Origin of the sequence: Phycicoccus sonneratiae, from assembly GCF_016887965.1 — a bacterium.
Classification (GTDB): domain Bacteria; phylum Actinomycetota; class Actinomycetes; order Actinomycetales; family Dermatophilaceae; genus Phycicoccus; species Phycicoccus sonneratiae.
The window spans coordinates 141,050-164,843 of sequence record NZ_JAFDVD010000015.1 but is presented as its reverse complement, the minus strand read 5'-3'; the positions used below and the strand labels follow the sequence as shown (position 1 = coordinate 164,843).

The 23,794-nt window shown below is 74.1% G+C and carries 27 protein-coding genes; 16 read left to right on the top strand and 11 right to left on the bottom strand.

Annotated features, from left to right (window positions below):
* Positions 1-57 precede the first annotated feature (57 nt).
* The 8 genes from pstA to JQN70_RS14095 all read right to left on the bottom strand — a co-directional run bounded on the left by pstA (position 58) and on the right by JQN70_RS14095 (position 9,671).
* A complete protein-coding gene (gene pstA, locus JQN70_RS14130; protein WP_204131998.1) occupies positions 58-984 on the bottom strand; it encodes a phosphate ABC transporter permease PstA in 927 nt (308 codons plus the stop codon).
* Positions 981-2,000 carry a phosphate ABC transporter permease subunit PstC gene (gene pstC, locus JQN70_RS14125; protein WP_204131997.1) on the bottom strand — a complete coding sequence of 340 codons (1,020 nt, stop codon included), beginning with the start codon at positions 1,998-2,000 and terminating at the stop codon, positions 981-983. Before pstC ends, pstA begins: the two co-directional genes overlap by 4 nt.
* Before the next feature lie 112 nt (positions 2,001-2,112).
* A complete protein-coding gene (gene pstS / locus JQN70_RS14120; RefSeq protein WP_204131996.1) occupies positions 2,113-3,237 on the bottom strand; it encodes a phosphate ABC transporter substrate-binding protein PstS in 1,125 nt (374 codons plus the stop codon).
* Between the two features lie 165 nt (positions 3,238-3,402).
* Positions 3,403-4,347, bottom strand: coding sequence for an NUDIX hydrolase (locus tag JQN70_RS14115; RefSeq protein ID WP_204131995.1), 945 nt, complete (start codon positions 4,345-4,347; stop codon positions 3,403-3,405).
* A gap of 14 nt (positions 4,348-4,361) precedes the next feature.
* Positions 4,362-6,668: an RNA degradosome polyphosphate kinase gene (locus tag JQN70_RS14110; RefSeq protein ID WP_204131994.1), complete on the bottom strand. Its 2,307-nt coding sequence runs from the start codon at positions 6,666-6,668 to the stop codon at positions 4,362-4,364.
* A 58-nt stretch (positions 6,669-6,726) separates the two neighbouring features.
* Entirely contained in the window at positions 6,727-7,830 is a 1,104-nt protein-coding gene (locus JQN70_RS14105) for a WD40/YVTN/BNR-like repeat-containing protein (RefSeq protein WP_204131993.1), read from the bottom strand.
* Positions 7,831-7,936: 106 nt separating this feature from the next.
* A complete protein-coding gene (gene mshD / locus JQN70_RS14100) occupies positions 7,937-8,962 on the bottom strand; it encodes a mycothiol synthase (RefSeq protein ID WP_204131992.1) in 1,026 nt (341 codons plus the stop codon).
* A gap of 1 nt (position 8,963) precedes the next feature.
* The gene (locus JQN70_RS14095) at positions 8,964-9,671 is read right to left on the bottom strand and encodes a winged helix-turn-helix transcriptional regulator (protein ID WP_204131991.1); all 708 of its coding nucleotides are present in this window, start codon (positions 9,669-9,671) and stop codon (positions 8,964-8,966) included.
* A gap of 21 nt (positions 9,672-9,692) precedes the next feature.
* Between JQN70_RS14095 and JQN70_RS14090 the strand changes: the two genes are divergently transcribed.
* On the top strand, positions 9,693-9,992 hold the full coding sequence (locus tag JQN70_RS14090) for a MoaD/ThiS family protein (RefSeq protein WP_204131990.1): 300 nt from the start codon (positions 9,693-9,695) through the stop codon (positions 9,990-9,992).
* A 16-nt stretch (positions 9,993-10,008) separates the two neighbouring features.
* Positions 10,009-10,911: a hypothetical protein gene (locus JQN70_RS14085; RefSeq protein WP_204131989.1), complete on the top strand. Its 903-nt coding sequence runs from the start codon at positions 10,009-10,011 to the stop codon at positions 10,909-10,911.
* 17 nt (positions 10,912-10,928) lie between these two features.
* On the opposite strand, the gene JQN70_RS14080 is transcribed toward JQN70_RS14085, so the two are convergent.
* The gene (locus JQN70_RS14080; protein WP_204131988.1) at positions 10,929-11,300 is read right to left on the bottom strand and encodes a DsrE family protein; all 372 of its coding nucleotides are present in this window, start codon (positions 11,298-11,300) and stop codon (positions 10,929-10,931) included.
* Between the two features lie 12 nt (positions 11,301-11,312).
* Here JQN70_RS14080 and JQN70_RS14075 point away from each other — a divergent pair, with 12 nt between their 5' ends.
* Complete coding sequence (locus JQN70_RS14075) at positions 11,313-11,822, top strand: heme-binding beta-barrel domain-containing protein (RefSeq protein ID WP_204131987.1); 510 nt, start codon at positions 11,313-11,315, stop codon at positions 11,820-11,822.
* A 39-nt stretch (positions 11,823-11,861) separates the two neighbouring features.
* Here the strand turns inward: JQN70_RS14075 and JQN70_RS20225 are convergent, their stop codons facing one another.
* Entirely contained in the window at positions 11,862-12,932 is a 1,071-nt protein-coding gene (locus JQN70_RS20225; RefSeq protein WP_204131986.1) for an LCP family protein, read from the bottom strand.
* A 58-nt stretch (positions 12,933-12,990) separates the two neighbouring features.
* On the opposite strand from JQN70_RS20225, the gene JQN70_RS14065 reads away from it, so the two are divergent.
* The 9 genes from JQN70_RS14065 to JQN70_RS14025 all read left to right on the top strand — a co-directional run bounded on the left by JQN70_RS14065 (position 12,991) and on the right by JQN70_RS14025 (position 19,406).
* Positions 12,991-13,410, top strand: a complete 420-nt coding sequence (locus JQN70_RS14065; RefSeq protein ID WP_204131985.1) for a Fur family transcriptional regulator — start codon at positions 12,991-12,993, stop codon at positions 13,408-13,410.
* Positions 13,407-14,474 (top strand): CAF17-like 4Fe-4S cluster assembly/insertion protein YgfZ, encoded by a 1,068-nt coding sequence (gene ygfZ / locus JQN70_RS14060; RefSeq protein ID WP_204131984.1) that lies wholly within the window; start codon positions 13,407-13,409, stop codon positions 14,472-14,474. The genes JQN70_RS14065 and ygfZ overlap by 4 nt, the downstream gene beginning before the upstream one ends.
* Before the next feature lie 75 nt (positions 14,475-14,549).
* Positions 14,550-15,410, top strand: a complete 861-nt coding sequence (locus JQN70_RS14055) for a beta-keto acid cleavage family enzyme (protein ID WP_204131983.1) — start codon at positions 14,550-14,552, stop codon at positions 15,408-15,410.
* 71 nt (positions 15,411-15,481) lie between these two features.
* Entirely contained in the window at positions 15,482-15,985 is a 504-nt protein-coding gene (locus JQN70_RS14050) for a DUF4395 domain-containing protein (RefSeq protein ID WP_307835992.1), read from the top strand.
* Between the two features lie 308 nt (positions 15,986-16,293).
* Positions 16,294-16,668 carry a helix-turn-helix domain-containing protein gene (locus JQN70_RS14045; protein ID WP_204131982.1) on the top strand — a complete coding sequence of 125 codons (375 nt, stop codon included), beginning with the start codon at positions 16,294-16,296 and terminating at the stop codon, positions 16,666-16,668.
* Positions 16,669-16,760: 92 nt separating this feature from the next.
* Positions 16,761-17,465, top strand: coding sequence for a hypothetical protein (locus JQN70_RS14040; RefSeq protein WP_204131981.1), 705 nt, complete (start codon positions 16,761-16,763; stop codon positions 17,463-17,465).
* Between the two features lie 198 nt (positions 17,466-17,663).
* The gene (locus JQN70_RS14035) at positions 17,664-18,647 is read left to right on the top strand and encodes an asparaginase (protein WP_204132051.1); all 984 of its coding nucleotides are present in this window, start codon (positions 17,664-17,666) and stop codon (positions 18,645-18,647) included.
* Positions 18,644-19,069: a D-aminoacyl-tRNA deacylase gene (dtd, locus tag JQN70_RS14030; RefSeq protein WP_204131980.1), complete on the top strand. Its 426-nt coding sequence runs from the start codon at positions 18,644-18,646 to the stop codon at positions 19,067-19,069. The genes JQN70_RS14035 and dtd overlap by 4 nt, the downstream gene beginning before the upstream one ends.
* A 16-nt stretch (positions 19,070-19,085) precedes the next feature.
* On the top strand, positions 19,086-19,406 hold the full coding sequence (locus JQN70_RS14025; protein WP_204131979.1) for a DUF2516 family protein: 321 nt from the start codon (positions 19,086-19,088) through the stop codon (positions 19,404-19,406).
* On the opposite strand, the gene JQN70_RS14020 is transcribed toward JQN70_RS14025, so the two are convergent.
* The gene (locus JQN70_RS14020) at positions 19,391-20,194 is read right to left on the bottom strand and encodes a class I SAM-dependent methyltransferase (RefSeq protein ID WP_204131978.1); all 804 of its coding nucleotides are present in this window, start codon (positions 20,192-20,194) and stop codon (positions 19,391-19,393) included. The genes JQN70_RS14025 and JQN70_RS14020 overlap by 16 nt on opposite strands.
* Positions 20,195-20,272: 78 nt before the next feature.
* On the opposite strand from JQN70_RS14020, the gene JQN70_RS14015 reads away from it, so the two are divergent.
* From JQN70_RS14015 to JQN70_RS14000, 4 genes are all read left to right on the top strand, one after another.
* Complete coding sequence (locus tag JQN70_RS14015; protein ID WP_204131977.1) at positions 20,273-21,073, top strand: hypothetical protein; 801 nt, start codon at positions 20,273-20,275, stop codon at positions 21,071-21,073.
* Complete coding sequence (mshA, locus tag JQN70_RS14010) at positions 21,070-22,386, top strand: D-inositol-3-phosphate glycosyltransferase (protein WP_204131976.1); 1,317 nt, start codon at positions 21,070-21,072, stop codon at positions 22,384-22,386. Before JQN70_RS14015 ends, mshA begins: the two co-directional genes overlap by 4 nt.
* Positions 22,383-22,904, top strand: a complete 522-nt coding sequence (locus JQN70_RS14005) for a type III secretion system chaperone family protein (RefSeq protein ID WP_204131975.1) — start codon at positions 22,383-22,385, stop codon at positions 22,902-22,904. Before mshA ends, JQN70_RS14005 begins: the two co-directional genes overlap by 4 nt.
* Before the next feature lie 124 nt (positions 22,905-23,028).
* Positions 23,029-23,766 carry a phosphoglyceromutase gene (locus JQN70_RS14000; RefSeq protein WP_204131974.1) on the top strand — a complete coding sequence of 246 codons (738 nt, stop codon included), beginning with the start codon at positions 23,029-23,031 and terminating at the stop codon, positions 23,764-23,766.
* Positions 23,767-23,794 lie beyond the last annotated feature (28 nt).

Genomic DNA, 23,794 nt, shown 5'->3' with positions numbered 1-23,794 from the left:
CGGTGTCTCTTTCGTCCCGGTGGGGGTGGTCGGGGATCGGTGGGGGAGGAGGGAGGTTCAGCCCTTGACCTTGCTGAACCGCCCGATGAAGCGGCCGAGCAGGTTGAGCAGGAAGACGAGGAGGATGAGGGTGAGCGCGGCGCCCCAGACGCGGTCGAGGGCGGGCTGGAGGTTCTCGCTGCGGCTCTGGTTGATCATCGTGGGCAGGGTCGCCATGTTCGTCGCGAAGAGGTCGGTGACGATGACCTGCGTGTACGGCCCGAGGACGAGGAGCGGGGCGGTCTCGCCCATCACCCGGGCGACGCCGAGCAGGACGCCGGTGACGATGCCCGAGAACGCCGTCGGGAGGACGACCTTGAAGATCGTCTTCCACTTCGGCACCCCGAGTGCGTAGGACGCCTCGCGCAGCTCGTTCGGCACGAGCTTGAGCATCTCCTCGGTGGAGCGGACGATCGTCGGGATCATCAGCAGCACGAGGGCGAGACACACCGCGAACGCCACCCGCTGGAACCCGAAGGTCGTCACCCACAGCGCGTAGACGAAGAGCGCGGCGACGATCGAGGGGATGCCGGTGAGGATGTCGACCATGAAGGAGACCGCGCGGGCCAGCCGGCCCCGCCCGTACTCGACGAGGTAGACGGCCGTCATCACGCCGACCGGCACCGAGAGGACCGTGGTCACCGCGGCATGGATGAGCGTGCCCTGGATGGCGTGCACGGCGCCGCCGCCGACCCGGCGGTTCGTGATGCCGGCCTGCGAGTTGGTCCACCACTGGGACTCGAGGAGCATCGAGCCGCCCTTGAGGATCGTGGACACGAGGATCCACACCAGCGGGATGACGCCGATGACGAACGCCCCCCACATGACGATGCGGGCGAGGTTGTCCCGCACCGCCCTCGACCCCGACTTCGGGCTGAGGGTCGGAGGGGCCGCCGGAGCCGGGGAGCCCCCGCGGGTCCCGGTCTCGAGCTCGATCGTGCTCATTCGGAGAAGGCCTTCCTGCGCTCGATGACGACGCGCGCGATGGCGTTGACGACGAAGGTGAGGACGAAGAGGACGAGGCCGGCGGCGATGAGCGCGCCGGTGCTCGTCGCGGTGTTCGCCTCCTGGATGCCGAGGGCGATCTTCGAGGCGAAGGTCGCCCCGCCGTTGAAGATCGAGGACGAGAACGGCGCCCCGTCGTTGAGGGCCGAGAGGAGGATGGTCACCGCGAGCGTCTCGCCGAGCGCGCGCCCGAGGCCGAGCATGGCGGCGCTGATGACGCCGGGCTTGCCGAACGGCAGGACGGCGGTGCGGATCATCTCCCACTGCGTGGCCCCGAGGGCGAGCGCGCCCTCCTTGTGCGCGGTCGGCACCTGCGCGAAGACCTCTCGCGAGATGGCCGTGACGATCGGCAGGACCATGATCGCGAGGATGACGCCGGCGAAGGCCAGCGTGCTCTTGGCGCTCGGGCCGCCCTCGGACTCCGCGAAGAACGGGATCCAGCCGAGCGCCGCGTCGATGACGCCCGCGACCGGCTCGAAGTACTGCCCGGCGATGGTCAGCCCCCAGAAGCCGAAGACGATCGAGGGCACGGCGGCGAGCAGGTCGATGGTCGCCGCGGCCGGGCGGGACAGCCAGGTCGGGGCGTACTGGGTGATGAAGAGGGCGATCGCGACCCCGAGCGGGACGGCGATGGCCATCGCGATGACGGAGGTGACGACGGTCGCCCAGAGCAGGTCGACGATGCCGAACCGCGGACTGGTCCCCGCCGTGGCCCACTCGCGCGACGTGAGGAAGTTGGCCTGGTTCGCCTGGAGCGCCGGGATCGCCTGGGCGACGAGGAAGACGCCGACGAGGGTCACGAGGGCGATGACGAGCAGGCCCGAGGCGGTGGCCGCGCCGCCGAAGAGCCGGTCGCCCAGCCGTCCGGTACCGGCCCGGTCCCCCGCGAGCGGCGAGCGCCCGTCCGGTCCGGGCAGCTCGTCGACGGCCGAGCGGCCGGTGATGGAGGTCGACACGGGGCTCCTCGCTGTTCTCTCGTCGGTGGTGGTCGTGCCGGAGGGGGCGGACCGGGTCGCGGTCCGCCCCCTCGCGGTCAGGTCAGCGGCCGGGGCCGCCGGTCCCGGGTGGTCAGGACAGGGCCTCGATGGCGGTCTCGACCTTGCTCTGGACCGACGCGGGGAGCGGGGCGTAGCCGATGTCCTCGAGGCTCTTCTGGACGTCCGCGGACGCGAAGTGCTTGAGGAAGGACTTGATGTTCTTGCCCTTCTCGGCGTCCTTGTTCTTCGAGCAGACGATCTCGTAGGTGACGAGGAGGATCGGGTAGGCGCCGGCCTCCTTGGTCGCGTAGTCGAGCTTGAGGCGCAGGTCGTTGCCCTCGCCGTCGGGCTGGGCGGCCTCGACGGCCTTGCCGACCGTCTCACCGGTCAGCTCGACGGCACCGCCGCCGTTGTCGATCTTGGCCACGCCGAGGTCGTTGTCCTTGGCGTAGCTCCACTCGACGTAGGTGATGCCGCCGTCGGTGGACTTCACGCCCTCGGCGACACCGGAGGACTTCTCCTTGCCCTCGCCCTTGCCGGTCCACTTCTTGCCGGGCTCGGCGGTCCAGCCACCGTCGGAGGCGGCGGCGAGGTACTTCGTGAAGTTCTCGGTGGTGCCGGACTCGTCGGAGCGGAAGAAGACCTTGATGGCGGTGGCCGGCAGCGTGACACCGGAGTTGACCGCGGCGATCTTCGGGTCGTTCCAGGTGGTGATCTTGCCGTTGAAGATGTCGGCGGCGACGGTCGGCGTCAGGGTCAGCGAGTCGACGCCCCCGACGTTGTACGCGATCGCGATCGGGCCGGTGACCATCGGGAGGTTCCAGGCCGGCGAGCCGCAGACCTGCGCAGCGGCGTCGCTCTCGACGACGCCGTCCTTCTCCTCGGTCTTCAGCGCCGAGTCGGAGCCGGCGAAGTCGACCTGGCCGGCGAGCATCTGCTTGATGCCGGCGCCCGAGCCGGTCGGGTTGTAGTTGACCGTGGCGCCCGAGCAGGCGGCCGTGTAGGAGGCGGCGGCCTCCTCGAAGGCGTTCTTCTGGGCGGAGGAGCCCTCGGCGTTCAGCGTGCCGTCGAAGCAGTCCGCGGCGGCCGCCGAGCCGCTGGAGCCGCTGCCAGCGGTGGCGCCGGTGCCCGCGTTGTTGTCCGAACCGCAGCCGGCGAGGGCGATGGAACCGACCAGGGCGATGCTCGCCAGCTGGCCGAGACGGAGGGTCTTCACAGGTGTACCTCTCGGAGGTCATGGGGGTCGTTGGCGTCGAACATCGGTGGCCGACGTTCCGGACGGTAGGGACGCCGGATGACCGGGTGGCCCGTCACGGGTGAACGTCGCGTGAACGGCACCCGAGCACTTGCCGACGGGACGGTCAGCCCCCGGTGCCGCCGGTCAGGGCAGGTGGCGCTCGACGGCGACGACGCGCGCCGACGGCCCGGCCCCGGCGACGTGGCACACGAGGGCCTCGCCCTTGACGAGCCGCTCGCGGGCGGCGGCCTCGAGCCGGGCCAGGTCGCCGGGGTCGGCATCCCCGGCGAGCGCGTGGACGACCTCGAGGAGCGCCGGCAGCACCGGCCCGTGCGAGCACAGCACCGTGGGCCGGCCGGCGGCGACGACCTTCTGGAGCCGGCGCACCGCCTTGGAGGGGTCGTCGGCGAAGCCCTCCTCCGACAACCCGTTCCGCGTCCGGACCTTCATCCCCGCGCCCGCAGCGAAGGGTACGACGGTGTCGACGCAGCGCAGCGACGGCGAGGACACGACGCGCTCGGGCACGTAGGCCCCGAGGACGTCGACGAGGGCCGCGGCCCGTGCCCGGCCCTCGCGGTCGAGGGGTCGGAGGGTGTCGAGCTCGCCGTCCCACGCACCCCGGGCCACGGCGTGCGCGTGCCGGACGAGGACGAGCGGCCAGGTGTCGAGCGTGCCGGCCTGGTGGTGGCGGACGAGCGCGCGCAGCTGCTCGCGGTCGCGTGCGTAGTCGAGGCGGTCGTGGGCCACCCGGGGGTCGAGCCACTCGACGTCGTCGATCTCGTTGACCAGCCGGCCGTCACCGCCGACGACGGTCGCCGCCCAGTAGCGCACGACCTTGTCGCCGGGCTTCCCGTCGCGGTCGAGCAGCGTGTATCGGGCCTCGGGCAGCGGCACCCCGAGCCGTACCCGCAGCCCGGTCTCCTCGTGGGTCTCGCGCGCGGCGGCCGACGCCCAGTCCTCGCCGGGATCGAGCTTGCCCTTGGCCCAGGACCAGTCGTCGTAGCGCGGGCGGTGGACGAGGGCCACCTCGAGCGCGTGGTCGCGGACCCGCCACGGGAGGCTCCCGGCGGCCGGGATCGTCGTCGGCACGTGCGGCCCGAGCCTCAGCGCCGCCGGGCCCTGCGACGCCGCTTGGCGTGCATCTCGACGAGGGCGGTCTGGAGGTCCTCGAGCGGCTGCCCCTCCTCGTCGAGGTGGTGGCGCGTCCAGCGACCGTCACCGGCGAGCCCCCAGTGCGAGTAGCGGTCGGACATCCCGCGTTCCAGGAGCGACCGGACGTCGTCGAGGTGGCGCTGCTCGGTGAGCCGGACGAGCGCCTCGACGCGACGGTCGAGGTTGCGGTGCATCATGTCGGCGCTGCCGATGTAGGCCACGGGCTCGCCGCCCCCGCCGAACCAGAACACCCGCGAGTGCTCGAGGAAGCGGCCGAGGACGCTGCGCACCTCGATGCTCTCGGACAGCCCGGGCACCCCGGGGCGCAGCGCGCAGATGCCGCGCACCCACAGCTGCACGGTGACACCGGACTGCGAGGCGCGGTACAGGGCGTCGATGAGCTGCTCGTCGACGATCGAGTTGACCTTCCACGCGATGAGGCCGCTGCCCGGCTCGGCCTGCTCGTGGGCGATCTCGGCGTCGATGTGCGCCTGCAGCCCCGAGCGCACCGAGCGGGGCGCGACGAGGAGGCGCTTGAACTTGCTGCGCGGCGCGATGCCGGAGAGCTGGTTGAACAGCTTCGAGAGGTCCTCGCCGACCTGCTCGTCGTCGGTGAGCAGCCCGAGGTCCTCGTAGAGCCGGGCGGTCTTCGGGTTGTAGTTGCCGGTGCCGACGTGGCAGTACCGGCGCATCCCCTCGGCCTCCTGGCGGATGACGAGGCAGAGCTTGGCGTGGGTCTTCAGCCCGACGATGCCGTAGACGACGTGGACGCCGGCGTGCTCGAGCTTGCGGGCCCAGGAGATGTTGTTCTCCTCGTCGAAGCGGGCCTTGATCTCGACGACGGCGAGCACCTGCTTGCCGGCCTCGGCGGCGTCGATGAGGGCGTCGATGATCGGGCTGTCACCGCTCGTGCGGTAGAGCGTCTGCTTGATGGCGAGGACGTGCGGGTCGGCGGCGGCCTGCTCGAGGAGGGCCTGCACCGACGTCGAGAACGAGTCGTACGGGTGCTGGAGCAGGACGTCCTGCTTGCGGACCGAGGCGAAGATGTCGCGCGCCTTGGCCGACTCGGTCGGGGCGAGGTCGGCGTTGGTGCGGGCGACGAACGGCTCGAAGTGCAGCTCGGAGCGCTCGAGGTCGGCGATGACGTTGAGCGCGCGCAGGTCGAGCGGTGCCGGCAGCCGGTAGACCTCGGCGGCGTGCACCCCGAGCTCGCGGACGATGAGGTCGAGGACGTGGTCGTCCATCGCGTCCTCGACCTCGAGGCGGACCGGCGGGCCGAAGCGGCGCCGGGTCAGCTCGCGCTCGAGCGCGGTGAGGAGATTCTCGTTGTCGTCCTCCTCGACCTCGAGGTCCTCGTTGCGGGTGACCCGGAAGGTGAAGTGCTCCTGGATCTCCATCCCCGGGAAGAGCTGGTCGAGGTGGGCCGCGATGACGTCCTCGAGCGGCACGAACCGGGTGTCGTAGAGGTCGGCGAGCGGCGACTCGTCCGGCCCCGGCTCGACGCGCACCAGCCGCGGCAGCATCGGCGGGACCTTGACGCGGGCGAAGTGCTCCTTGCCCGAGCGCGGGTTGACGAGGATGACCGCGAGGTTGAGCGAGAGCCCGGAGATGTACGGGAACGGGTGCGCGGGGTCGACGGCCAGCGGGGTGAGGACCGGGAAGAGCCGGTCGGTGAAGACCTTGGCCAAACGGTCGCGCTCGTCGTCGGACAGGGCGTCCCAGCGGACGATGGAGACGCCCTCCTCCTCGAGGGCGGGGCGCACCTGCTCGGCGTAGACCCGCGCCTGCATCGTCATCAGCTCGTGGGCGACGAGGGAGATCTGCTCGAGCACCTCGCGCGGCTCGAGCCCGGAGGCCGAGCGGACGGCGATGCCCGTGGCGATGCGCCGCTTGAGCCCGGCGACCCGGACCATGAAGAACTCGTCGAGGTTCGAGGCGAAGATCGCGAGGTAGCGGGCCCGCTCGAGGAGCGGGACGTTCTCGTCGCCCGCCAGCTGGAGGACGCGCTCGTTGAACTGCAGCCAGGAGATCTCGCGGTCGAGGAAGCGGTCGGAGGGCAGCCCCTCGGCCTCCTCCTCGGCGGCCTGGTGCGGACCGCGGACGAACCGGCCGTTGGTGGCGCGCGGCTGGTGGCGCGTCTCGGTGGCGGAGGCGCTCGCGATGGAGACCTCGCTGACGATCGTGCCCTCGGCCGATGCGTCCGCCGCCGCGTCGCGAGCGGTGGTCTCGTCGACGCTCACACCCGACTCGTCCGTCATGGCCTCCATCCTGTCAGGTCCGGGACGTGCGGTGCGGGCTCGCCCGCGGGCGAGCGGCTCAGCGCACGGAAGCCCGAGCGACCCCGCCGGCCCCTCCGGCCGCCCAGCACGAGCCGTCCGCCGTGCAGTCGAGGGTGTGGAAGCCGGTGTCGGACAGCCGCACCCAGTGGTGCCCGCCATCGGGGCTGACGCTGACGCCGCCGACCTCGCCGGACTCGCCGACGACGAGGACGGCGGAGCGAGTGCCCGGCAGCCAGGTGACGTCCTCGCCGAGGTGCTCGAGGTCGCCGGCGCCGCGCCACGTGCGGCCGTCGCGGGTGGTGCTCACGGCGTCGGCGCCGTCGTCCGGGGCCGCGAAGTCACCGCCGACGGCGATGCCCTGGTGCGGGGTGCGGAAGGCGAGGGCGAAGACGCCGGCCGCCTCGCCCGGCGGGATGCGCGAGGGCGCCGCGCGCCAGGTGCGGCCGAGGTCGGTGGAGTGGAAGACGCGCGAGCGCTCGCCGCCGGAGCCGAACCACGCGTCGTGGCCGGAGACGGTGAGGCACTCGCCGCTCGCGGAGAAGTTCGCCTCGCCGTCGGCCTCGGGCATCCCGCGGCTCGGCAGGACCCGCCAGGAGCGGCCGCCGTCGTCGGTGGCGGCGATGCGGAAGTGCCCGTCGACGGGGTCGCTGACGGCCAGGCCGTGCCGCCCGCCGGGGAAGAACGCGAGGCAGTTGTAGAAGGCGGTCGGTTCGGTGTTGCGGAAGGTCTCGGTCCAGGTCCGCCCGCCGTCGGTCGTCCGGAGGATGCGCGAGTCCTCGCCCGGGCCGATCGAGAGGATGCTCGCCTCGGTGGCGCTGCGGGCCTCGACGTCACGGAAGTTCAGGCCCGTGGTCTGCGGCGGCGAGACGTCCTGCCAGTGCGCCCCGCCGTCGGTGGTGCGCCAGACCCCGCCCGCCCCGCCCTCGGTGATGCTGCCCCCGCTCACCCAGGCCGTCCGTGCGTCGACGGCGTCGAGCCCGCGGAAGGACTGGTCCGGGTCGAGGACGCGCGTGGTGAAGCGCGGGGTGTGCCCGCGGTCGTGGTGTCCGTCCGCCCCGGCGGGTGCGGCGAGGGCGACGGGGCCGGCCACGAGGGCGGCGGCGGAGACGGTGGTCAGGACGGTGCGGAGGATCGCGCGCATCCCCGCACTGTCCCCCCGTCGCGGGGTCCGCGCCACTCGGGCGCAGCGCCCGGGTCGAGGTGAAAGGCGACCCGGATGAGGTCGGGTTTCACCTCGACCGGATGGGTCAGGGGGGCGGCGGGGCCGTGTACTGCACGTCGACGGCGGCGTCCTCGAAGCCGAGGCGCGCGTAGGTGCGCCGGGCGGCGGTGTTGTCGCCGTCGACGTAGAGCTCGACCTCGGCCAGGCCCTGCCGCGCGAGGTGGGCCAGCCCGAGGGCGGTCAGCGGCCCGCCCAGGCCGTGCCCCTGCTCGGCCGGGTCGACCCCGACGACGTACACCTCCCCGGTCCCGCTCCTCACTGCGTTCGGACCGGAACCGGGCGGGGCCCCGGTCCCGCTCCTCACTGCGTTCGGACCGGAACCGGGGCCCCGCCCGGTCCCGTGCCGGACTTCGTCCGTCCCGGCTCCGTGGGCCCGCCCGGAAGAACTGCCGGGCTCGACCTTGGTCCAGTGGAAGGCGACCACCCGGCCCTCGCGCTCGACGAGGAGGAACCCCGAGGCGTCGAACCACGGCTGCGACATCCGCTCATGGAGGTCCTCGACGGTCAGCCGGCCCTGCTCGGGATGGCTCGCGAACGCGGCCGCGTTGAGCCGGACCCAGTCCTCGTCGTCGCGCCCCGGCTCGAACGCGCGCACCGAGTAGCCCTGCGGGAGAACGGGATCGTTGGCATCCGCGGACGTCAGCGGGCGGGCCATCCGGAAGAGCTCGCGGGTGCGCGCCAGCCCGGCCGTTGCCGCCAGCGAGCGCGCGGCGTCGAGGTCCCCGTGGGCCCAGACCGACCGCGTGCCCTCGGCCAGCGCCGCGTCGAGCAGCGCCCGGCCGTGCCCCGCGCGCCGCGCCGCGGGGTCGACGACGAGCTCGGCGACGGCGTCGGACGTGCCCGCCGACGCGACCTGGGCATACCCGACGAGCTGCCCCGCGTCGTCGCGCCGCAGCAGGTGGACGACACCCGCCCGCGCCGCCCCGAGCGCCATCCGGAACGCCTCCGACACCGCCCCGACGCCGTCGGCCGCCTCCGCGCGGTCCCACAGCTCGCGGGCCTCGTGCGCGGTGGCGTCGTCGACGGCCTCGAGCCGCTCGGTGACCGGCACGTCAGCCGTCGACCTCCTCGAGCTCCTCGAGCTCGGCGGCGACCTCGGGGACGAAGCGGTACCCGACGTTGCGGACCGTGCCGATGAGCAGCTCGTGCTCGGTGCCGAGCTTGGCGCGCAGCCGGCGCACGTGGACGTCGACGGTGCGGGTGCCCCCGAAGTAGTCGTAGCCCCAGACCTCCTGGAGCAGCTGGGAGCGGGTGAAGACGCGCCCCGGGTGCTGCGCGAGGTACTTGAGGAGCTCGAACTCCTTGTACGTGAGGTCGAGCAGCCTCCCGCGCAGCCGCACCGAGTACGTCGTCTCGTCGATGACGAGCGCACCGGCGGTGATCGGCCCGACCTCGTCCTCCTCGGCCTCGGCGCGACGCCCGACGGCCAGCCGCAGGCGGGCCTCGACCTCGGCCGGCCCGGCGGTGTCGAGGAGGACGTCGTCGACACCCCACTCGGCGGTGAGCCCCGCGAGCCCGCCCTCGGTGACGACGACGAGCAGCGGCGCGGAGACCCCGGTGGTCGTGAGGACGCGGCACAGCGACTTGGCCATCGCGAGCTCGCGGCGGGCGTCGACGAGGACGGCGTCGGCCTCCGGGGCGTCGACCAGCGCCGACGCCTCCGCCGGGAGGATGCGAACATGGTGGCTGAGGAGCCCGAGCGCCGGAAGGACCTCGGCGCTGGGAGCCAAGGTGTTCGTCAACAGCAACAGGTGGGCCATCGCCCCACAGGATAGGCGGTCATGGACGCACGGCACGGGGCATCGACCTCCAGTGGGACGACGGCCGAGGACGGCTCGTCGGCGACCGTCAGCGTCCGGTACTGGGCCGGCGCCCGCGCGGCCGCCGGGGTCGACGGCGAGGTGCTCGCCGCCCCGCCGACCGTCGAGGGCCTCGTCGCCGCGCTCGCCGCGGCCCGTCCGGGCCTGGCCGAGGTGCTGCCCGTCTGCTCGGTCCTCGTCGACGGGCTCGCCGCCTCCGGAACCGACCCGGTGCCGCCCGGGGCCCTCGTCGAGGTGCTCCCGCCGTTCGCCGGTGGGTGATGCGAGGATGCGCGACGTGGAGGAGCAGGAGCGGGTGGCCGAGCCGGCGGACGACGCCGTCGCCGAGCCGGCCGTCGAGCCGGACGCCGCCGGTGCCGCGGCCGAGACGCGGGCCAGCCGACGGGCCCGCCGCGAGGCGCTCCTGAGGCATCCGGTCCTCCCCGAGATGGCCACCGTGCCGCGCCCGGTCATCTCCGTCGCCACCGTCGTCCTCGCCGCGCTGCTCGTCCTCGCGCTGCGCACCGACCCCCTCGTCCTCGCGGCCGGGCTGGCCTGGACCGGGCTGGTCCTCGCGTGGGGCTGGCCGCGGCTGCTCGGCAGCTCGAGCCGGTTCGGCTCGGCCCTGGCCGTGGGTGTCACGGCGGTCCTCGCGCCCGCGGCCGCCGTCGCGCCGACCGACGACCCCTACCTGCGCCTCGTCCCCGTCGCGCTCGCCATCGGGCTCGGGCTGATGTTCGTCCACCAGATCGTCCGGCGCGACGGCCGCCCGCGGCTCACCGAGTCGATCGGCGTCACCGCCTTCGGCCTCGCGCTGCTCGCCGTCGGCACGACGTGGCTGCCGCTGGCGCGGGCGGCCCGGCCCACCGACGTCGCCACGGTCGCCCTCGTCGCCGTCGCCGTCGGGGCGGTGGCCGACCTCGGCGCCGGGCTCGGGGCGGTCAAGGCGTGGCTGCTGCCGATCGCGATGGTCCTCGGGGCGGCCGGCGCCCTCGTCGCCGCCTCGGTCATCGGCACCCCGCGGCCCGGCACCGCCGCCCTCGTCGGCCTGCTCGCGGCCGCGGTCTCGCACGCGATGCGGCGGGTCCTCGTCGTGCTCCCGCCCGTCACGGCCCTGCGCTGTCAGCTCTCCGCGGCCGCGGCCGGGCTGCTCGTCACCGGCGTCGTCGCCTACGGCGTCTCGCTCGCCCTCGTCGGCTGAGTCCCGGCCGACCCGCGTCAGTAGACGAGCGCGCGGGCGCCGGGCGCCACGACCTCCTCGACGAACGCGGCCGCCCCGCGGACGACCGCTCCGGGCAGCAGGTCCGCCTCCCCGAGCCCCCGGCGGGCGGCGCACTGACCGCACACGGTCACCCGGCCGCCCTCGAGGACGGCGTCGCGCAGCTCGGCGAGCGGCGGTGAGTGGGGCAGCTCGACCTCCTCGGCCCGGCCCGGGACCGCCGTCCACGTGGCGTCGCCGGTGAGCCAGACGCTGACCTCGAGCCCGGAGGCCAGCGCCGTCGCGGCGACCGTCCAGCCCTGGGTAAGGCGCTCCAGGGCCTCCGTGCCGCAGGTGACCTTGACGACGAGGGTGGTGGCCGGGGCATCCATAGACTGGAGCGTATGGTCTTCACGCTCGACACCTCCCTCCACGAGGATCTCGCCCCCCTCGCCTGGCTCGTCGGTACCTGGGCGGGCGCCGGCGTCGTCGGCTACCCGACGATCGAGTCCGTGCGCTTCGGGCAGGAGGTCGTCTGCAGCCACGACGGCCGGCGCTTCCTGCGCTGGGACTCGCGGACCTGGCTGCTCGACGACGACGGCAACCAGGTGCGCCCGCTGGCCACCGAGACCGGCTTCTGGCGCCCGGTCACCGGCTCCACCGACGGCACGAACTGCGAGCTGCTGCTCGCCCACCCCACCGGCTTCGTCGAGATGTACGCCGGGGTCGCCGAGCCGGCCAAGGTCGAGCTGCGCACCGACGGCGTGATGCGCAGCCCCGACGCCAAGGAGTACACGGCGGCCCACCGGCTCTACGGGTACGTCAACAGCAACCTCATGTGGGTCATGGACATGGCCGCCGTCGGGCAGCCGCTGCAGTCGCACGTCTCCGCGGAGCTCAAGCGGGTCGAGTGACCCGGTCGAGCCACCGGCCGGCCCGCGGCGGTCCGGGCGTCAGGGCGTGACGAACACGTCGAGGTAGTCGTCCATCTGGTCCTTGCGCAGCGCCTCGCCGAGCAGCTTCATGCCCTTGGTGTCGACGATGTCGATGCTGCCCGCCACCGGGTCCATCCCGAAGCCGGTGAACGGCGCGGTCGCGAAGACGACGTCGGAGGACCGGATGTGGCGCAGCAGCAGCGCGTAGTCCTTCATCGCGCCGATGGACAGGCCCTTGTCGACGACGAGGTTCTTCGTCGCGGCGTCGGTGAAGCGGGCGATGGCCAGCGGGTTGGTGATGGTCTGCTTGCTCGTGGCCTTGAGGAGCAGCGCCTTGACGAAGGCCATCTGCCGGCGCCCGCGGGAGATGTCGCCCTCGCTCAGCTCGTAGCGCTCGCGGACGAACGCCAGCGCCTGCTCGCCGTTCAGCTCGTTCCAGCCCTTCTGGATGGCCTTGCCGCCGTTGCCGGAGGCGTCGTTGCCCTCCTCGGCGTACACGCGCACGCCGCCGACGGCGTCGGTCATCCCCTTGAAGCCGTCGAAGTCGGTGCGGGCGACGTGGTCGATCTTGATGCCGACGAGGTTCTGGATGGTCTCGACGAGCAGCGGCTCGCCCCCGAACGCGTACGCGGCGTTGATCTTGTTCTTGCCGTGGCCGGGGATCGAGACGTAGAGGTCGCGGGGGAAGTGGACCATCTGGATGGCGGTGGGGTCGGCCGGGACGTGGACGAGGACGATGACGTCGGCGCGCCCGCGGTCGTTGGGGCCGCGGCTGTCGGCGCCGACGAGGAGGAAGTTGGTGCCGTTGCCGGAGGCCGGGACCTGGATGGGGTCGCCCTCGGCGTCGACGGTCGGCGGGGCGGCGGTCGGCAGCAGCTCGGCCTGGGTGACGTTGTCGTTGACCCGCCAGCCGAGGTAGCCGACGAAGCCGGCCACCGCGACGAGGACGAGGACGAGGAGGCTGACGAGGACGAGGAGCACCCGCCGACCCCGCCGGCGGGGTCGGCGAGGCTCGTCGGCGCCCTCGTCGGGGGCGTCGTCGGCGTCGGCACCGCCGGAGCCGAAGAGGTCGAGGTCCTGGTCCGTCACCACGTCAGTCTAAGGAGCCGTCGCCGTCGCGTCCGCCGGTCCGGCCTACATTGGAGGGGTGAGCGACCTCGGGGCCCGGCTGCGGGCGCACGGAAAGCGCCTCACGACGCAGCGCGAACGTGTGCTGGCCGCCGTGGGGCGGCTCGGGCACGCCACGCCCGACGAGGTCGCCGACTCCGTGGCCGGCGACGGCGGGGGCTCTCTGCCGGTGTCGACCGTCTACCGCTCGCTCGACGCGCTCCAGGAGCTGGGGCTCGTCGGGCACACCCACGTCGACCACCGCGCCCCGAGCTACCACCTCGCCGAGCACGCCACCCACGTCCACGTCGTCTGCCGGGGCTGCGGCTGGGTCGGCGAGGTCCCGCTCGAGGCCGCCGACGAGCTCGTCGCGCGCATCGACGACCGCCTCGGCTTCGCCGCCGACGTCAGCCACGCCGCCATCCACGGCCTGTGCCGTACCTGCCGGGAGGACCGATGACCACCCCCACCGTCCCCGCCACCCCCGCCACCCCCGCCGAGCCGGCCGTCGTGCCGCGCTCGGTGCTGCTCGGGCGGCACGGCGCCGTCGAGGGCGAGGGCGCCGACACCGGCGTCGCCGCCCACTACGGCGACCCGATGCGCGAGCAGCGCCTCCTCGCCGAGGGGCTGGCCGTCGTCGACCTCTCGCACCGCGGGGTCGTGCGCGTCTCCGGGCCGGACCGGCTCTCGTGGCTGCACTCGATGACGACCCAGGAGCTGACCGGCCTGGCGCCGCGCACCTCGCGCGAGTCGCTCGTCCTCTCGCCCAAGGGGCACGTCGAGCACGCGCTGCACCTCGTCGACGACGGGTCGGCCACGTGGGTCACCGTCGAGCCGGGCACGGCGCCGGCGCTCGTCGCCTGGCTGGAGTCGATGCGCTTCATGCTGGCTGTCGAGGTCGCCGACGTGACGTCCGAGTGGGCGGTGCTCGGCGAGCCGGTCGGGGCGGAGTCGGCCGAGGGCGAGCCGCTGGCCTGGGTCGACCCGTGGCCGGGGCTGGTCGGCGACACCGTGGCCTACGGGCCGGTCGAGGGGCACCCGGCGGCCGGCCGGGCCTGGCGCGAGCTGCTCGTGCCGCGGGGGTCGGTCGAGGACTTCGTCGGCGACCGGCCGCTCGCGGGCACGTGGGCCGCCGAGGCCCTGCGGGTGGCGGCCTGGCGGCCGCGGCTCGGGGCCGAGACCGACCACCGCACCATCCCGCACGAGGTCGACTGGTTGCGCACGGCCGTCCACCTGCACAAGGGGTGCTACCGGGGGCAGGAGACCGTGGCCCGGGTGCACAACCTCGGACGTCCGCCGCGGCGGCTCGTCTTCCTCCACCTCGACGGGTCCGGGCACGTGCTGCCGGAGGCCGGCTCGGCGGTGGTCGTCGACGGCCGCGAGGTCGGGCGGCTGACGAGCGTCGCGCGCCACCACGAGGACGGCCCGGTGGCGCTGGCCGTCGTCAAGCGGTCCGTCGGCGAGGACGTCGAATTCGTCGTTGACGGCATCTCGGCCGCACAGACCGTCGTCGTCAGCGGCTGATCGCCGGAGATCCTCCGGCGCCCGGGTCGTCGGGCGGGTGTCGCCCGGATGGCCGGTGCTGACAGGATGGGCGCCATGACGACGTCGTCCGCCGGGGTCACCGGCACCCTCATCACCGTCGCGCCCACCGGCGCCGAGCATGCCAAGGCCGACCTCCCGCAGCTGCCGACGACGCTCGAGGAGGTCGTGTCGACGGCCGTGCGGTGCGAGGCGGCGGGGGCCTCCCTCATCCACCTGCACATCCGCGACGCCGAGCACCGGCCGACCCTCGACGGCGGCTACCTGCGCGCGGCGGTCGACGCGGTCCGCGAGGCGACCGACCTCGTGGTCCAGCTGTCCACCGGCGGGTCGGTCCACGACCCGCTCGAGCAGCGGCTGACCGTCCTCGACGCCGAGCCGGACTCGTGCTCGCTCACCTGCGGCACGACGAACTTCGGCGACGACGTCTTCCTCAACCCGTGGGGGTTCATGAGCGACCTCTACGTGCAGGCCCAGGAGCGCGAGGTCGTCCCCGAGTTCGAGCTCTTCGACCTCGGGCACGTGCACGCGCTGGCCCGGCTGCTCGACACCCACGGCCTGCCCTTCGGCGGGAAGGTGCACGTCGACTTCGTCACCGGTGTGCCCGGCGGGATGCCGGCGACGACCGCCGCGCTGATGGCGGGGGTGTCGATGCTCCCGGCCGAGGTGACCTCGTGGTCGGCGACCGGCATCGGGCGCGGGCACCTGCCGGTCATGGCGGCCGCGCTGTCGGCCGGAGGGCACCTGCGGGTCGGGATGGAGGACAACGTCGTGTTCCGGCGCGGCCAGATCGTCGAGCACAACGACGAGCTCGTCGCGCGGGCCGCCGGGCTGGCGACGGTCATGCAGCGCCCGCCGCTGACGTGCGACGAGACCAGGGCGCTGCTCGGCGTCAAGGAGCGCCGCGCCGGCCGCTGACGGGTGGGACAAGGTCCGAGGGCTGGACGGTGCTCGGCGCCCGGGGAATGCCGGTCCCATAATCCGTGGTTATGGCTGCCATGCGTTCGCTGATCGGTTTCCCCGCCGTCGTCAACGAGAAGGCCGCGCGCGCCGTGGCCGGCCAGGTCGTCGTCGTCACGGCGCTGGCCCTCGCGACCGGATGGCTCTGGCTGAGCGCCGTGCTCGCCGTCGGGTTCGCGCTGCGCGTGGCCTCCGGGCCCCGGTTCGATCCCTTCGGGCAGCTCGCGACGAAGGTCCTCGCGCCGCGGCTCGGTGCGCCCGTGGTCGTCGCCGGCCCGCCCAAGCGGTTCGCCCAGGGCGTCGGGTTCGTGTTCACGGCGGGTGCCACGGCCGCGCTGGCCCTCGGGGCCCCGGTGGTCGCGGTCGGGCTGCTGGCCGTCCTCCTCGTCTTCGCCTCGCTCGAGGCCGTCGTCGGGTTCTGCGCCGGCTGCTTCGTCTTCGGGTACCTCATGCGGTGGGGCGTCGTCCCGGAGGAGACCTGCGCGGCCTGCAACGACATCTCGCTGCGCCGCCGCGAGGTCCAGCCCGCCTGACAGGCGCGGCCGGAGGTGGGCGCCGGCCGCGACCCGCCCCGGATGGTGGAACAACCGACGGGCCTCACGACGAGTGGTGTCGCGGGGACTCTCGGTTGCTCCCGATGCCGAAGCAACCGAGAGCGCTCGCACCACGAGCTCTCGGCCCGGCTGTCGGTTGCTCCCGATGCTGAAGCAACCGAGAGTGCTCGTCGCACGACACCATCGCGCCACGTCGCGCCACCTCACCAGGGCACCCGGTCGGCTGTGGCCCGTCTCACGCTTGCCCCGGTTTGCATTTTGCTAACTGGAGCAAGCACAATGGAGGCATGAGCAAGAACCCGCTGAACGACCTGGGCGAGAGCCTCGGCGAGTACCTGCGCGACCAGCGCCGGGCCGCCCGCCTCTCCCTCCGTCAGCTCAGCGAGCTCGCCGGGGTGTCCAACCCCTACCTGTCGCAGATCGAGCGCGGCCTCAAGCGCCCGAGCGCCGAGATCCTCCAGCAGCTCGCCAAGGGCCTCGAGGTCTCCGCCGAGTCCCTCTACGTGCGGGCCGGCATCCTCGACGCCGAGCACGCCGCGCCGACCGGCGACACCCCCGACGTCCGCCGGGCGATCGCCGAGGACCCGCTCCTCACGGCCCGGCAGAAGAAGACCCTCCTCGACATCTACGAGTCCTACGTCGAGGACGACGCCCGGCACTGACGCCGCCACCGCCCCCGGCAGCGTCGCCGGACCGGGCCACCGAACCACCGCACCGTCCGTCAGCACCCCCCTCCACCACGAAGGAGCACACCATGGCCGTCCTCGACGACCTCCGCACCAGCATCGACACCACCCCGCTCTACGCCATCGCCGGCGCCACCGACCTCGCCGTCGAGAAGGTCCGCGAGGCCCAGAAGCGCGCCGAGGTCCGCCGCGCCGAGCTGACCAAGCGCGCCGAGGCCGCCCGCGCCGACCTCACGCCGGCCGCCCTCCAGGCCCGCGTCGAGGCCGTCACCGAGCAGGTCAAGGAGCTCCCGGCGCTCGCCCTCAACCAGGGCCTCGTCGTCGGCGGCAAGGTCACCGACGGCTACGCCGACCTGGCGACCCGCGGCAAGAGCATCGTGAACCGCATCCGCACCCAGCAGTCGACCAAGGACCTCGTCGCCCAGGCCGAGACCACCGTCGCGCAGGCCAAGGGCGCCGTCACCACGGCCCGCAAGGCCGCCGCCGACATCGAGCGCTCCGCCAAGGCGACCATCACCACCGGCCGCCACGAGGTCGCCAAGGTCGCCACCGTGCTCACCGACTCGGTCGCCGAGGAGGCCAAGGAGGCCCAGACCGAGGTCGCGGCCTCCGTCAAGCGCACCCGCACCGCCGCCAAGCGCACCGCCACGACGACGAAGAAGGCCGCCCGCAAGACGACCTCCTCCGCCAAGGGCGCCACGACGAGCGCGCGCAAGACCGCGAAGACCGCTCCGAAGGCCACGAAGAAGGCCGCCGAGAAGGTCGGCGACTGACGAACCGATCCGGGTCCTCCCGGACGAACGACGAGAACATGCCGTGCACCCTCCGTGGTGCACGGCATGTTCTCGTCTCTCGACCGGGTGAAGGGCGGTGGACCGGGAGAGGAGCGACCGGACGCCCGGGTCTGGCGGTGGGCGGCGGGCTGCCGGTCCGCCCGGCGATAGTGTCGGGCGGTGCCCGACCTCGACCGGATGCCCACCCCGCCCGCCCTCGCCGACGCCCCGGTGCTCGCCCACGTCGTGCGCGGCGGGGTCGTCGAGTCCGCCCACCGCGCGAGCGTCGCCGTCACCGCCCCCGACGGCTCGGTGCTCCACGCCTGGGGCGCCCCGCACGACCCCGTCTTCCCCCGCTCGTCGAACAAGCCGCTCCAGGCCCTCGCGATGCTCCGCGCCGGCCTGCGGCTGCCCCCGCCGCACCTGGCCCTCGCCTGCGCCAGCCACAGCGGCGAGCCGGTCCACCTCGACGGGGTGCGGGAGATGCTCGCCGACGCCGGGCTCACCGAGTCCGACCTGCTCAACACCCCGGACCTGCCCTACGACCCGGTCGAGCGCGACACCTGGGTCGCCGCCGGACGCACCGCCCGGCCGCTCGCCCAGAACTGCTCCGGCAAGCACGCCGCGATGCTCGCCACCTGCCGGGCCAACGGCTGGGACACCACCACCTACCTCGACCCGGAGCACCCGCTGCAGCGGGCGACGGCCGCCACCCTCGAGGACCTCGCCGGCGAGCCGGTGGCCGCGACGGCCGTCGACGGCTGCGGTGCGCCGGTCATGGCGATCTCGCTCGCCGGACTGGCCCGCGCCTTCGGCCGCCTCGCCGGCGCCGACCCCGGCACCCCCGAGGCCGAGGTCGCCGCCGCGATGCGCGCCCACCCCGAGCTGGTCGGCGGCACCCGCCGCGACGTCACCGCCCTGATGGGCGGCACCGCCGGCCTCGTGGCCAAGGACGGCGCCGAGTCGGTGTACGCCGTCGGGCTCGCCGACGGGCGAGGGGTCGCCCTCAAGGTCGCCGACGGCGGCCAGCGGGCCCGCCCGGTCGTCCTCGCGGCCGTGCTGCGCCGGCTCGGGGTCGCGTCCGAGGCCTACGGCCGCCTCGAGGAGGCCCCGGTGCTCGGGCACGGTGAGCCGGTGGGCGCGGTCGTCGCCGTCGGCATCGGCGAGGACGCCGCGCGGTGAGGACCGTCCTCCAGCGGGTGTCGCGGGCGAGCGTCACCGTCGACGGCGAGGTCGTCGGCGAGATCACCCGCCCCGGGCTGCTCGCCCTCGTGGGGGCGACCCACGACGACGGTCCCGAGCAGGTGGCCGCGACGGCCCGCAAGATCGCCGACCTGCGCATCCTCCACGGCGAGCGGTCGGTGCTCGACGAGGGGGCGCCCGTGCTCGTCGTCAGCCAGTTCACGCTCTACGCCGACGTCCGCAAGGGTCGCCGGCCGTCGTGGAACGCCGCCGCCCCCGGCCCGGTCGCCGAGCCGCTCGTCGAGGCCGTCGTCGAGGCGCTGCGCGCGAAGGGGCTCGAGGTCGCGACCGGCCGGTTCGGGGCGCACATGGACGTCGAGCTCGTCGGTGACGGACCGGTCACCATCCTCCTCGAGGTCTGACGCCTACGCTGGGCCCATGAACATCCTCGGCACCGTGCAGGGCTGGATCGTCCTCGCGCTCTCGATCGCGGCCCTCGGCGTCGAGGCCTTCGCCCTCGTCGACTGCGTGCGGCGCCGCCCCGACGCCTTCACGGCGGCCGGCAAGCGGACGAAGAACTTCTGGCTCCTCGTCACCGGCGTGGCCGTCCTCCTCGGGGTCGTGGCCCTCGGCGGCCTCGGGCTGCTCGCCATCGTCGGCATCGTCGCGGCGGGGGTCTACCTCGCCGACGTCAAGCCCGCCCTCGACCAGGTGATGGGCCGCGGCGGCGGCCGGCAGGGTCCCTACGGCCCCTGGTGAGGCGCCACCGCCGACCAGGCCAGCGTCAGCTCGCCGAGCCGCCAGCGTGACGGCCCGCCGAGCACCGGCCAGCCGGCCTCCCGCAGCGCCGCGACCGTGCCGATGAACCGCTGCCGCACGCCGTAGGACGCGAGCGGCGCCTGCCGCTCCCACGTGGCGTCGAGCGCCCCGAGCAGGGCGTGCACCGGCTCACCCGGCACGTTGCGGTGGATGAGCGCCTTCGGCAGCCGCTCGGCGACCACCCCGGGCCGCTCGAGGCCGCGCAGCCGCCACGAGAGGGTCAGCGACTCCGGACCCCCGTGCCCGACCGCCACCCACGCCGCGAGCCGGCCCAGCTCGTCGCACGTGCCGTCGACGAGCAGGCCGTCCGGGGCGAGCCGGTCGACCGTCGTCGCCCACGCGGCCGCCACCTCCGACTCGTCGTACTGGCGCAGCACGTTGAACGCGCGGACGACGACGGGACGCACGCCCCCGGGGAGCGGCACCTCGAAGCCGCCGCGGACGAACCGGAGCCCCGGTCGCTCGAGCGGCCGGGCGGCGGCGACCCGCTCGGGGTCGATCTCGACGCCCACGACCTCGACGTCGGCGCGCACCCGGCGCAGCCGCTCGTGGAGCTCGACCGCGGTGACCGGCGAGGCGCCGTACCCGAGGTCGACGACGACCGGCGGCCCCGGGTGGCGTCGCAGCCGACGGGCCTCGGGTCCGGCGAGCCAGCGGTCGCAGCGGCGGAGGCGGTTCGGGTTCGTCGTCCCGCGGGTGACGACGCCGACCGGGCGCGGGGCGGGCACCGGCCCAGCCTAGGCGGGGGGCGGTCGCTCCCCGGCGGCGCGCGGCCGGCGTCCAGCCCCGCCGACTACCCTGACCCCGTGCTGGAGCGGTGGCGAGCGGAGCGTCGCGAGGGGTCGGTGAGCCTCTCGATGATGGCTCTCGTCGTCTCGCTCGTGGCCGCCCTCGGCCTCGGCCTCAGCTCCTGGGTGCCCGAGGTGATGGCCCGCGACATCGGCATCACCGACGTCGAGCCGGGGCTGCTCCAGGTCTCGCAGAACGCGTTCGGGGTGCAGTCGCTCGGGGCGGGCCTCACCGTCACGCTCTACGACCGGGGCTTCCGCCTCTCCCGCGGCAGCACCGTGCTCGCCGACACGGTCACCAAAGGGGCGCCGGTCGTCGCCGTCGTCGGCACCGTCGACACCGCGGGCGAGCACCCGCGCGAGGAGGTCACCTCGGCCCTCACCGCCGTGAGCATCGACGCCGTGACGCGCGACGACGAGACCGTCACGTACAGCGGCGTCGTGCACGACGCCACGCGCTCGCTGCCGCTGCGGATCGTCTTCGAACCGACCGACGGGCGCATCCGGATGGACGTCGCCGTGCAGGGGGCCTCGGGCGTGGCCGTCAACCTCGACTGGCGCCCGGCGACCACCGGCATCGAGCCCGCCCTGCCGGCGCGCAACCTCAAGGCCCGGGCCTACTGGATGGAGCCGACCGTCGTCGAGCAGCCGGCCTTCACGTGGGTCCTCGGCACCGACGTCTCGATCGGGCCGGTCGGGGTCGCGCGCGCCGTCGACCTGCGCCAGGACGGGCGCATCGCCATCCACGTGTGGTCGCCGCGGGCCGTGGTGACCGTCACGGACACCCCGCGCCCGGCCGTGGAAGACTCGGCGCCATGAGCGACCCGAGCGGACCGCGCCCGCCGCGGCGGGTCGCGATGGTCACCGTGCACACCTCACCGCTCGCCCAGCCGGGTACCGGCGACGCCGGCGGGATGAACGTCTACGTCCTCGAGGTGGCGCGACAGCTGGCGCGGCTCGGCACCGAGGTCGACCTCTTCACGCGGACGACGAGCGCGGCCCAGCCCGAGGTCGTCGAGGTCGAGCCGGGCGTCGTCGTCCGGCACGTCGCGGCCGGTCCGTACGAGGGGCTGTCGAAGGAGGAGCTGCCGGGCCAGCTCTGCGCCTTCGCGGCGGGGATGATGCGGGTCGCCGCGCACGCGCCGCCCGGTCACTACGACCTCGTCCACTCGCACTACTGGCTCTCCGGGCAGGTCGGCTGGCTGGCCGCCGACCGCTGGGGCGTCCCGCTCGTCCACACGATGCACACGATGGCGCGGGTCAAGAACGTCCACCTCGCCGACGGCGACGAGCCCGAGCCCCGGGGTCGCGAGATCGGGGAGGCGCAGGTCGTCGAGGCGGCCGACCGGCTCGTCGCGAACACCGAGCGGGAGGCGGCCGAGCTCGTCGACCTCTACGGCGCCGACCCGGCGCGCGTCGCGGTCGCCGAGCCCGGGGTCGACCTCGTGACCTTCGCCCCCGGCTCGCAGGCCGCGGCCCGCGCGGCGCTCGGGGTGCCCGCCGACGCGGTGCTGCTCCTCTTCGTCGGGCGGATCCAGCCGCTCAAGGGCCCCGACGTCCTCGTCCGCGCGGCGGCCGAGCTCGTCCGCCGGCGCCCCGACCTGCGCGACCGGCTCGTCGTCGGTGTGCTCGGCGGGGCGAGCGGCAGCGGGGTGCGGACCCCGATGGGGCTCGACGTCCTCGCCGAGCGCCTCGGGATCGCCGACCTCGTGCGCTTCGTGCCGCCGGTCGACCGGCCGACGCTCGCCGACTGGTACCGCGCCGCCGACGTCGTCGCCGTCCCGTCGCACAGCGAGTCCTTCGGGCTCGTCGCCGTCGAGGCGATGGCCTGCGGCACACCGGTCGTCGCGGCGAACGTCGGGGGACTGCCGACCGCGGTCGGGCCGGGCGGACTGCTCGTCGACGGCCACGACACCGCCGACTGGGCCACCGCCCTCGGCCGGGTCGCCCTCGGCCCCGAGACGCGGGCGACGTTGTCGCGCAGGGCGGCCGAGCACGCGCAGGGGTTCGGGTGGGCGCGTACCGCCGGTCGGCTGCTCGAGGTCTACCGCGAGGCGCTGGCCCGCCCGAAGGACGTCTCCATCGACGACGCCGAGCGCATCGCGGACGTGCCCCGGGCGGTCATCCCGTGAGCGGCGCCGACCTGCTCGCCCTCGTCCGCGGCGTGCTCGAGGAGTCCGGCCTGGAGTGGGAGCAGGGCGCGCGCGACGACGAGCTCGTCGTGTCGCTGCCCGGCGAGAAGAAGCTGCGCACCGTCGTGTCGCTCGTCTGCGGCGAGAGCGCGCTGTCGGTGTCGGCGTTCGTCATCCGCAACCCCGACGAGAACCACGGCGAGGTCTACCGCTTCCTCCTCAGCCGCAACCTGCGCCTGCCGGGGCTCGCGTACGCCGTCGACCGCTCGGGCGACGTCTTCGTCACCGGCCGCGTGCCGGCGGCCGGGGTCGACGCCGGCTACCTCGACCAGCTGCTCGGGGTGGTGCTCTCGGCGGTCGACGAGCCGTTCAACGAGCTGCTCGTCATGGGCTTCCTCACCTCGATGCGCAAGGAGTGGGAGTGGCGGGTCTCGCGCGGCGAGAGCCTGCGCAACCTCGAGGCCTTCCGGCACATCCTCGAGCGCCCCGGCGACCCGCCGCGAGAGACCTCCTCCTGACCCCGCTCCTCCCCGACTCCCCCGACCTTGTGGGGCCGCATCCGCCCGACACCCCGGTCCGGCGGCGTGTTCGGCGGACGGATGCCCACAAGGTCGGGGTCGGGTGCCTCGCTAGGCTGGCGGCATGACGGAGCACACGCTGATCCTCCTGCGCCACGGCGAGTCCGACTGGAACCAGAAGAACCTCTTCACCGGCTGGGTCGACGTCGACCTCACCGAGAAGGGCCGGGCCGAGGCGGTCCGCGGCGGGCAGCTGATGAGGGACGCCGGGCTGCTCCCCGACGTCGTCCACACCTCGGTGCTGCGCCGGGCCATCACCACCGCCAACCTCGCGCTCGACGCCTGCGACCGGCACTGGGTCCCGGTGCGCCGCAGCTGGCGGCTCAACGAGCGGCACTACGGCGCGCTCCAGGGCCTCGACAAGGCCGCGACCCGCGACAAGTACGGCGACGAGCAGTTCATGCTCTGGCGCCGCAGCTTCGACACCCCGCCGCCGCCCATCGAGGCGGGCAGCGAGTTCGACCAGAGCGGCGACCCGCGCTACGCCGGCGTCGACGTGCCCGCCACCGAGTGCCTCGCCGACGTCATCCCGCGGATGATGCCCTACTGGGAGCACGACCTGAGGGCCGACCTCTCCGCGGGGATGACCGTGCTCGTCACCGCGCACGGCAACAGCCTGCGCGCCCTCGTCAAGCACCTCGACGGCATCAGCGACGACGACATCGCGGGGCTCAACATCCCGACCGGCATGCCGCTCGTGTACCGGCTCGGCGACGACTTCATGCCGACCGGCCCCGGCGAGTACCTCGACCCCGAGGCCGCCGCCGAGGCCGCGGCCGCCGTGGCCAACCAGGGGCGTTGAGCCGCAACCGTCCTGGGCCGTCGCGCCG

Coding starts and splice junctions, on each gene's coding strand:
- pstA (WP_204131998.1), bottom strand. CDS start 984: ATGAGCACGATCGAGCTCGAGACCGGGACCCGCGGGGGCTCCCCGGCT.
- JQN70_RS14110 (WP_204131994.1), bottom strand. CDS start 6,668: ATGACGGACGAGTCGGGTGTGAGCGTCGACGAGACCACCGCTCGCGAC.
- JQN70_RS14105 (WP_204131993.1), bottom strand. CDS start 7,830: ATGCGCGCGATCCTCCGCACCGTCCTGACCACCGTCTCCGCCGCCGCC.
- JQN70_RS14095 (WP_204131991.1), bottom strand. CDS start 9,671: ATGGCCCACCTGTTGCTGTTGACGAACACCTTGGCTCCCAGCGCCGAG.
- JQN70_RS14090 (WP_204131990.1), top strand. CDS start 9,693: ATGGACGCACGGCACGGGGCATCGACCTCCAGTGGGACGACGGCCGAG.
- JQN70_RS14080 (WP_204131988.1), bottom strand. CDS start 11,300: ATGGATGCCCCGGCCACCACCCTCGTCGTCAAGGTCACCTGCGGCACG.
- JQN70_RS14075 (WP_204131987.1), top strand. CDS start 11,313: ATGGTCTTCACGCTCGACACCTCCCTCCACGAGGATCTCGCCCCCCTC.
- ygfZ (WP_204131984.1), top strand. CDS start 13,407: ATGACCACCCCCACCGTCCCCGCCACCCCCGCCACCCCCGCCGAGCCG.
- JQN70_RS14055 (WP_204131983.1), top strand. CDS start 14,550: ATGACGACGTCGTCCGCCGGGGTCACCGGCACCCTCATCACCGTCGCG.
- JQN70_RS14050 (WP_307835992.1), top strand. CDS start 15,482: ATGGCTGCCATGCGTTCGCTGATCGGTTTCCCCGCCGTCGTCAACGAG.
- JQN70_RS14045 (WP_204131982.1), top strand. CDS start 16,294: ATGAGCAAGAACCCGCTGAACGACCTGGGCGAGAGCCTCGGCGAGTAC.
- JQN70_RS14040 (WP_204131981.1), top strand. CDS start 16,761: ATGGCCGTCCTCGACGACCTCCGCACCAGCATCGACACCACCCCGCTC.
- JQN70_RS14035 (WP_204132051.1), top strand. CDS start 17,664: ATGCCCACCCCGCCCGCCCTCGCCGACGCCCCGGTGCTCGCCCACGTC.
- JQN70_RS14025 (WP_204131979.1), top strand. CDS start 19,086: ATGAACATCCTCGGCACCGTGCAGGGCTGGATCGTCCTCGCGCTCTCG.
- mshA (WP_204131976.1), top strand. CDS start 21,070: ATGAGCGACCCGAGCGGACCGCGCCCGCCGCGGCGGGTCGCGATGGTC.
- JQN70_RS14000 (WP_204131974.1), top strand. CDS start 23,029: ATGACGGAGCACACGCTGATCCTCCTGCGCCACGGCGAGTCCGACTGG.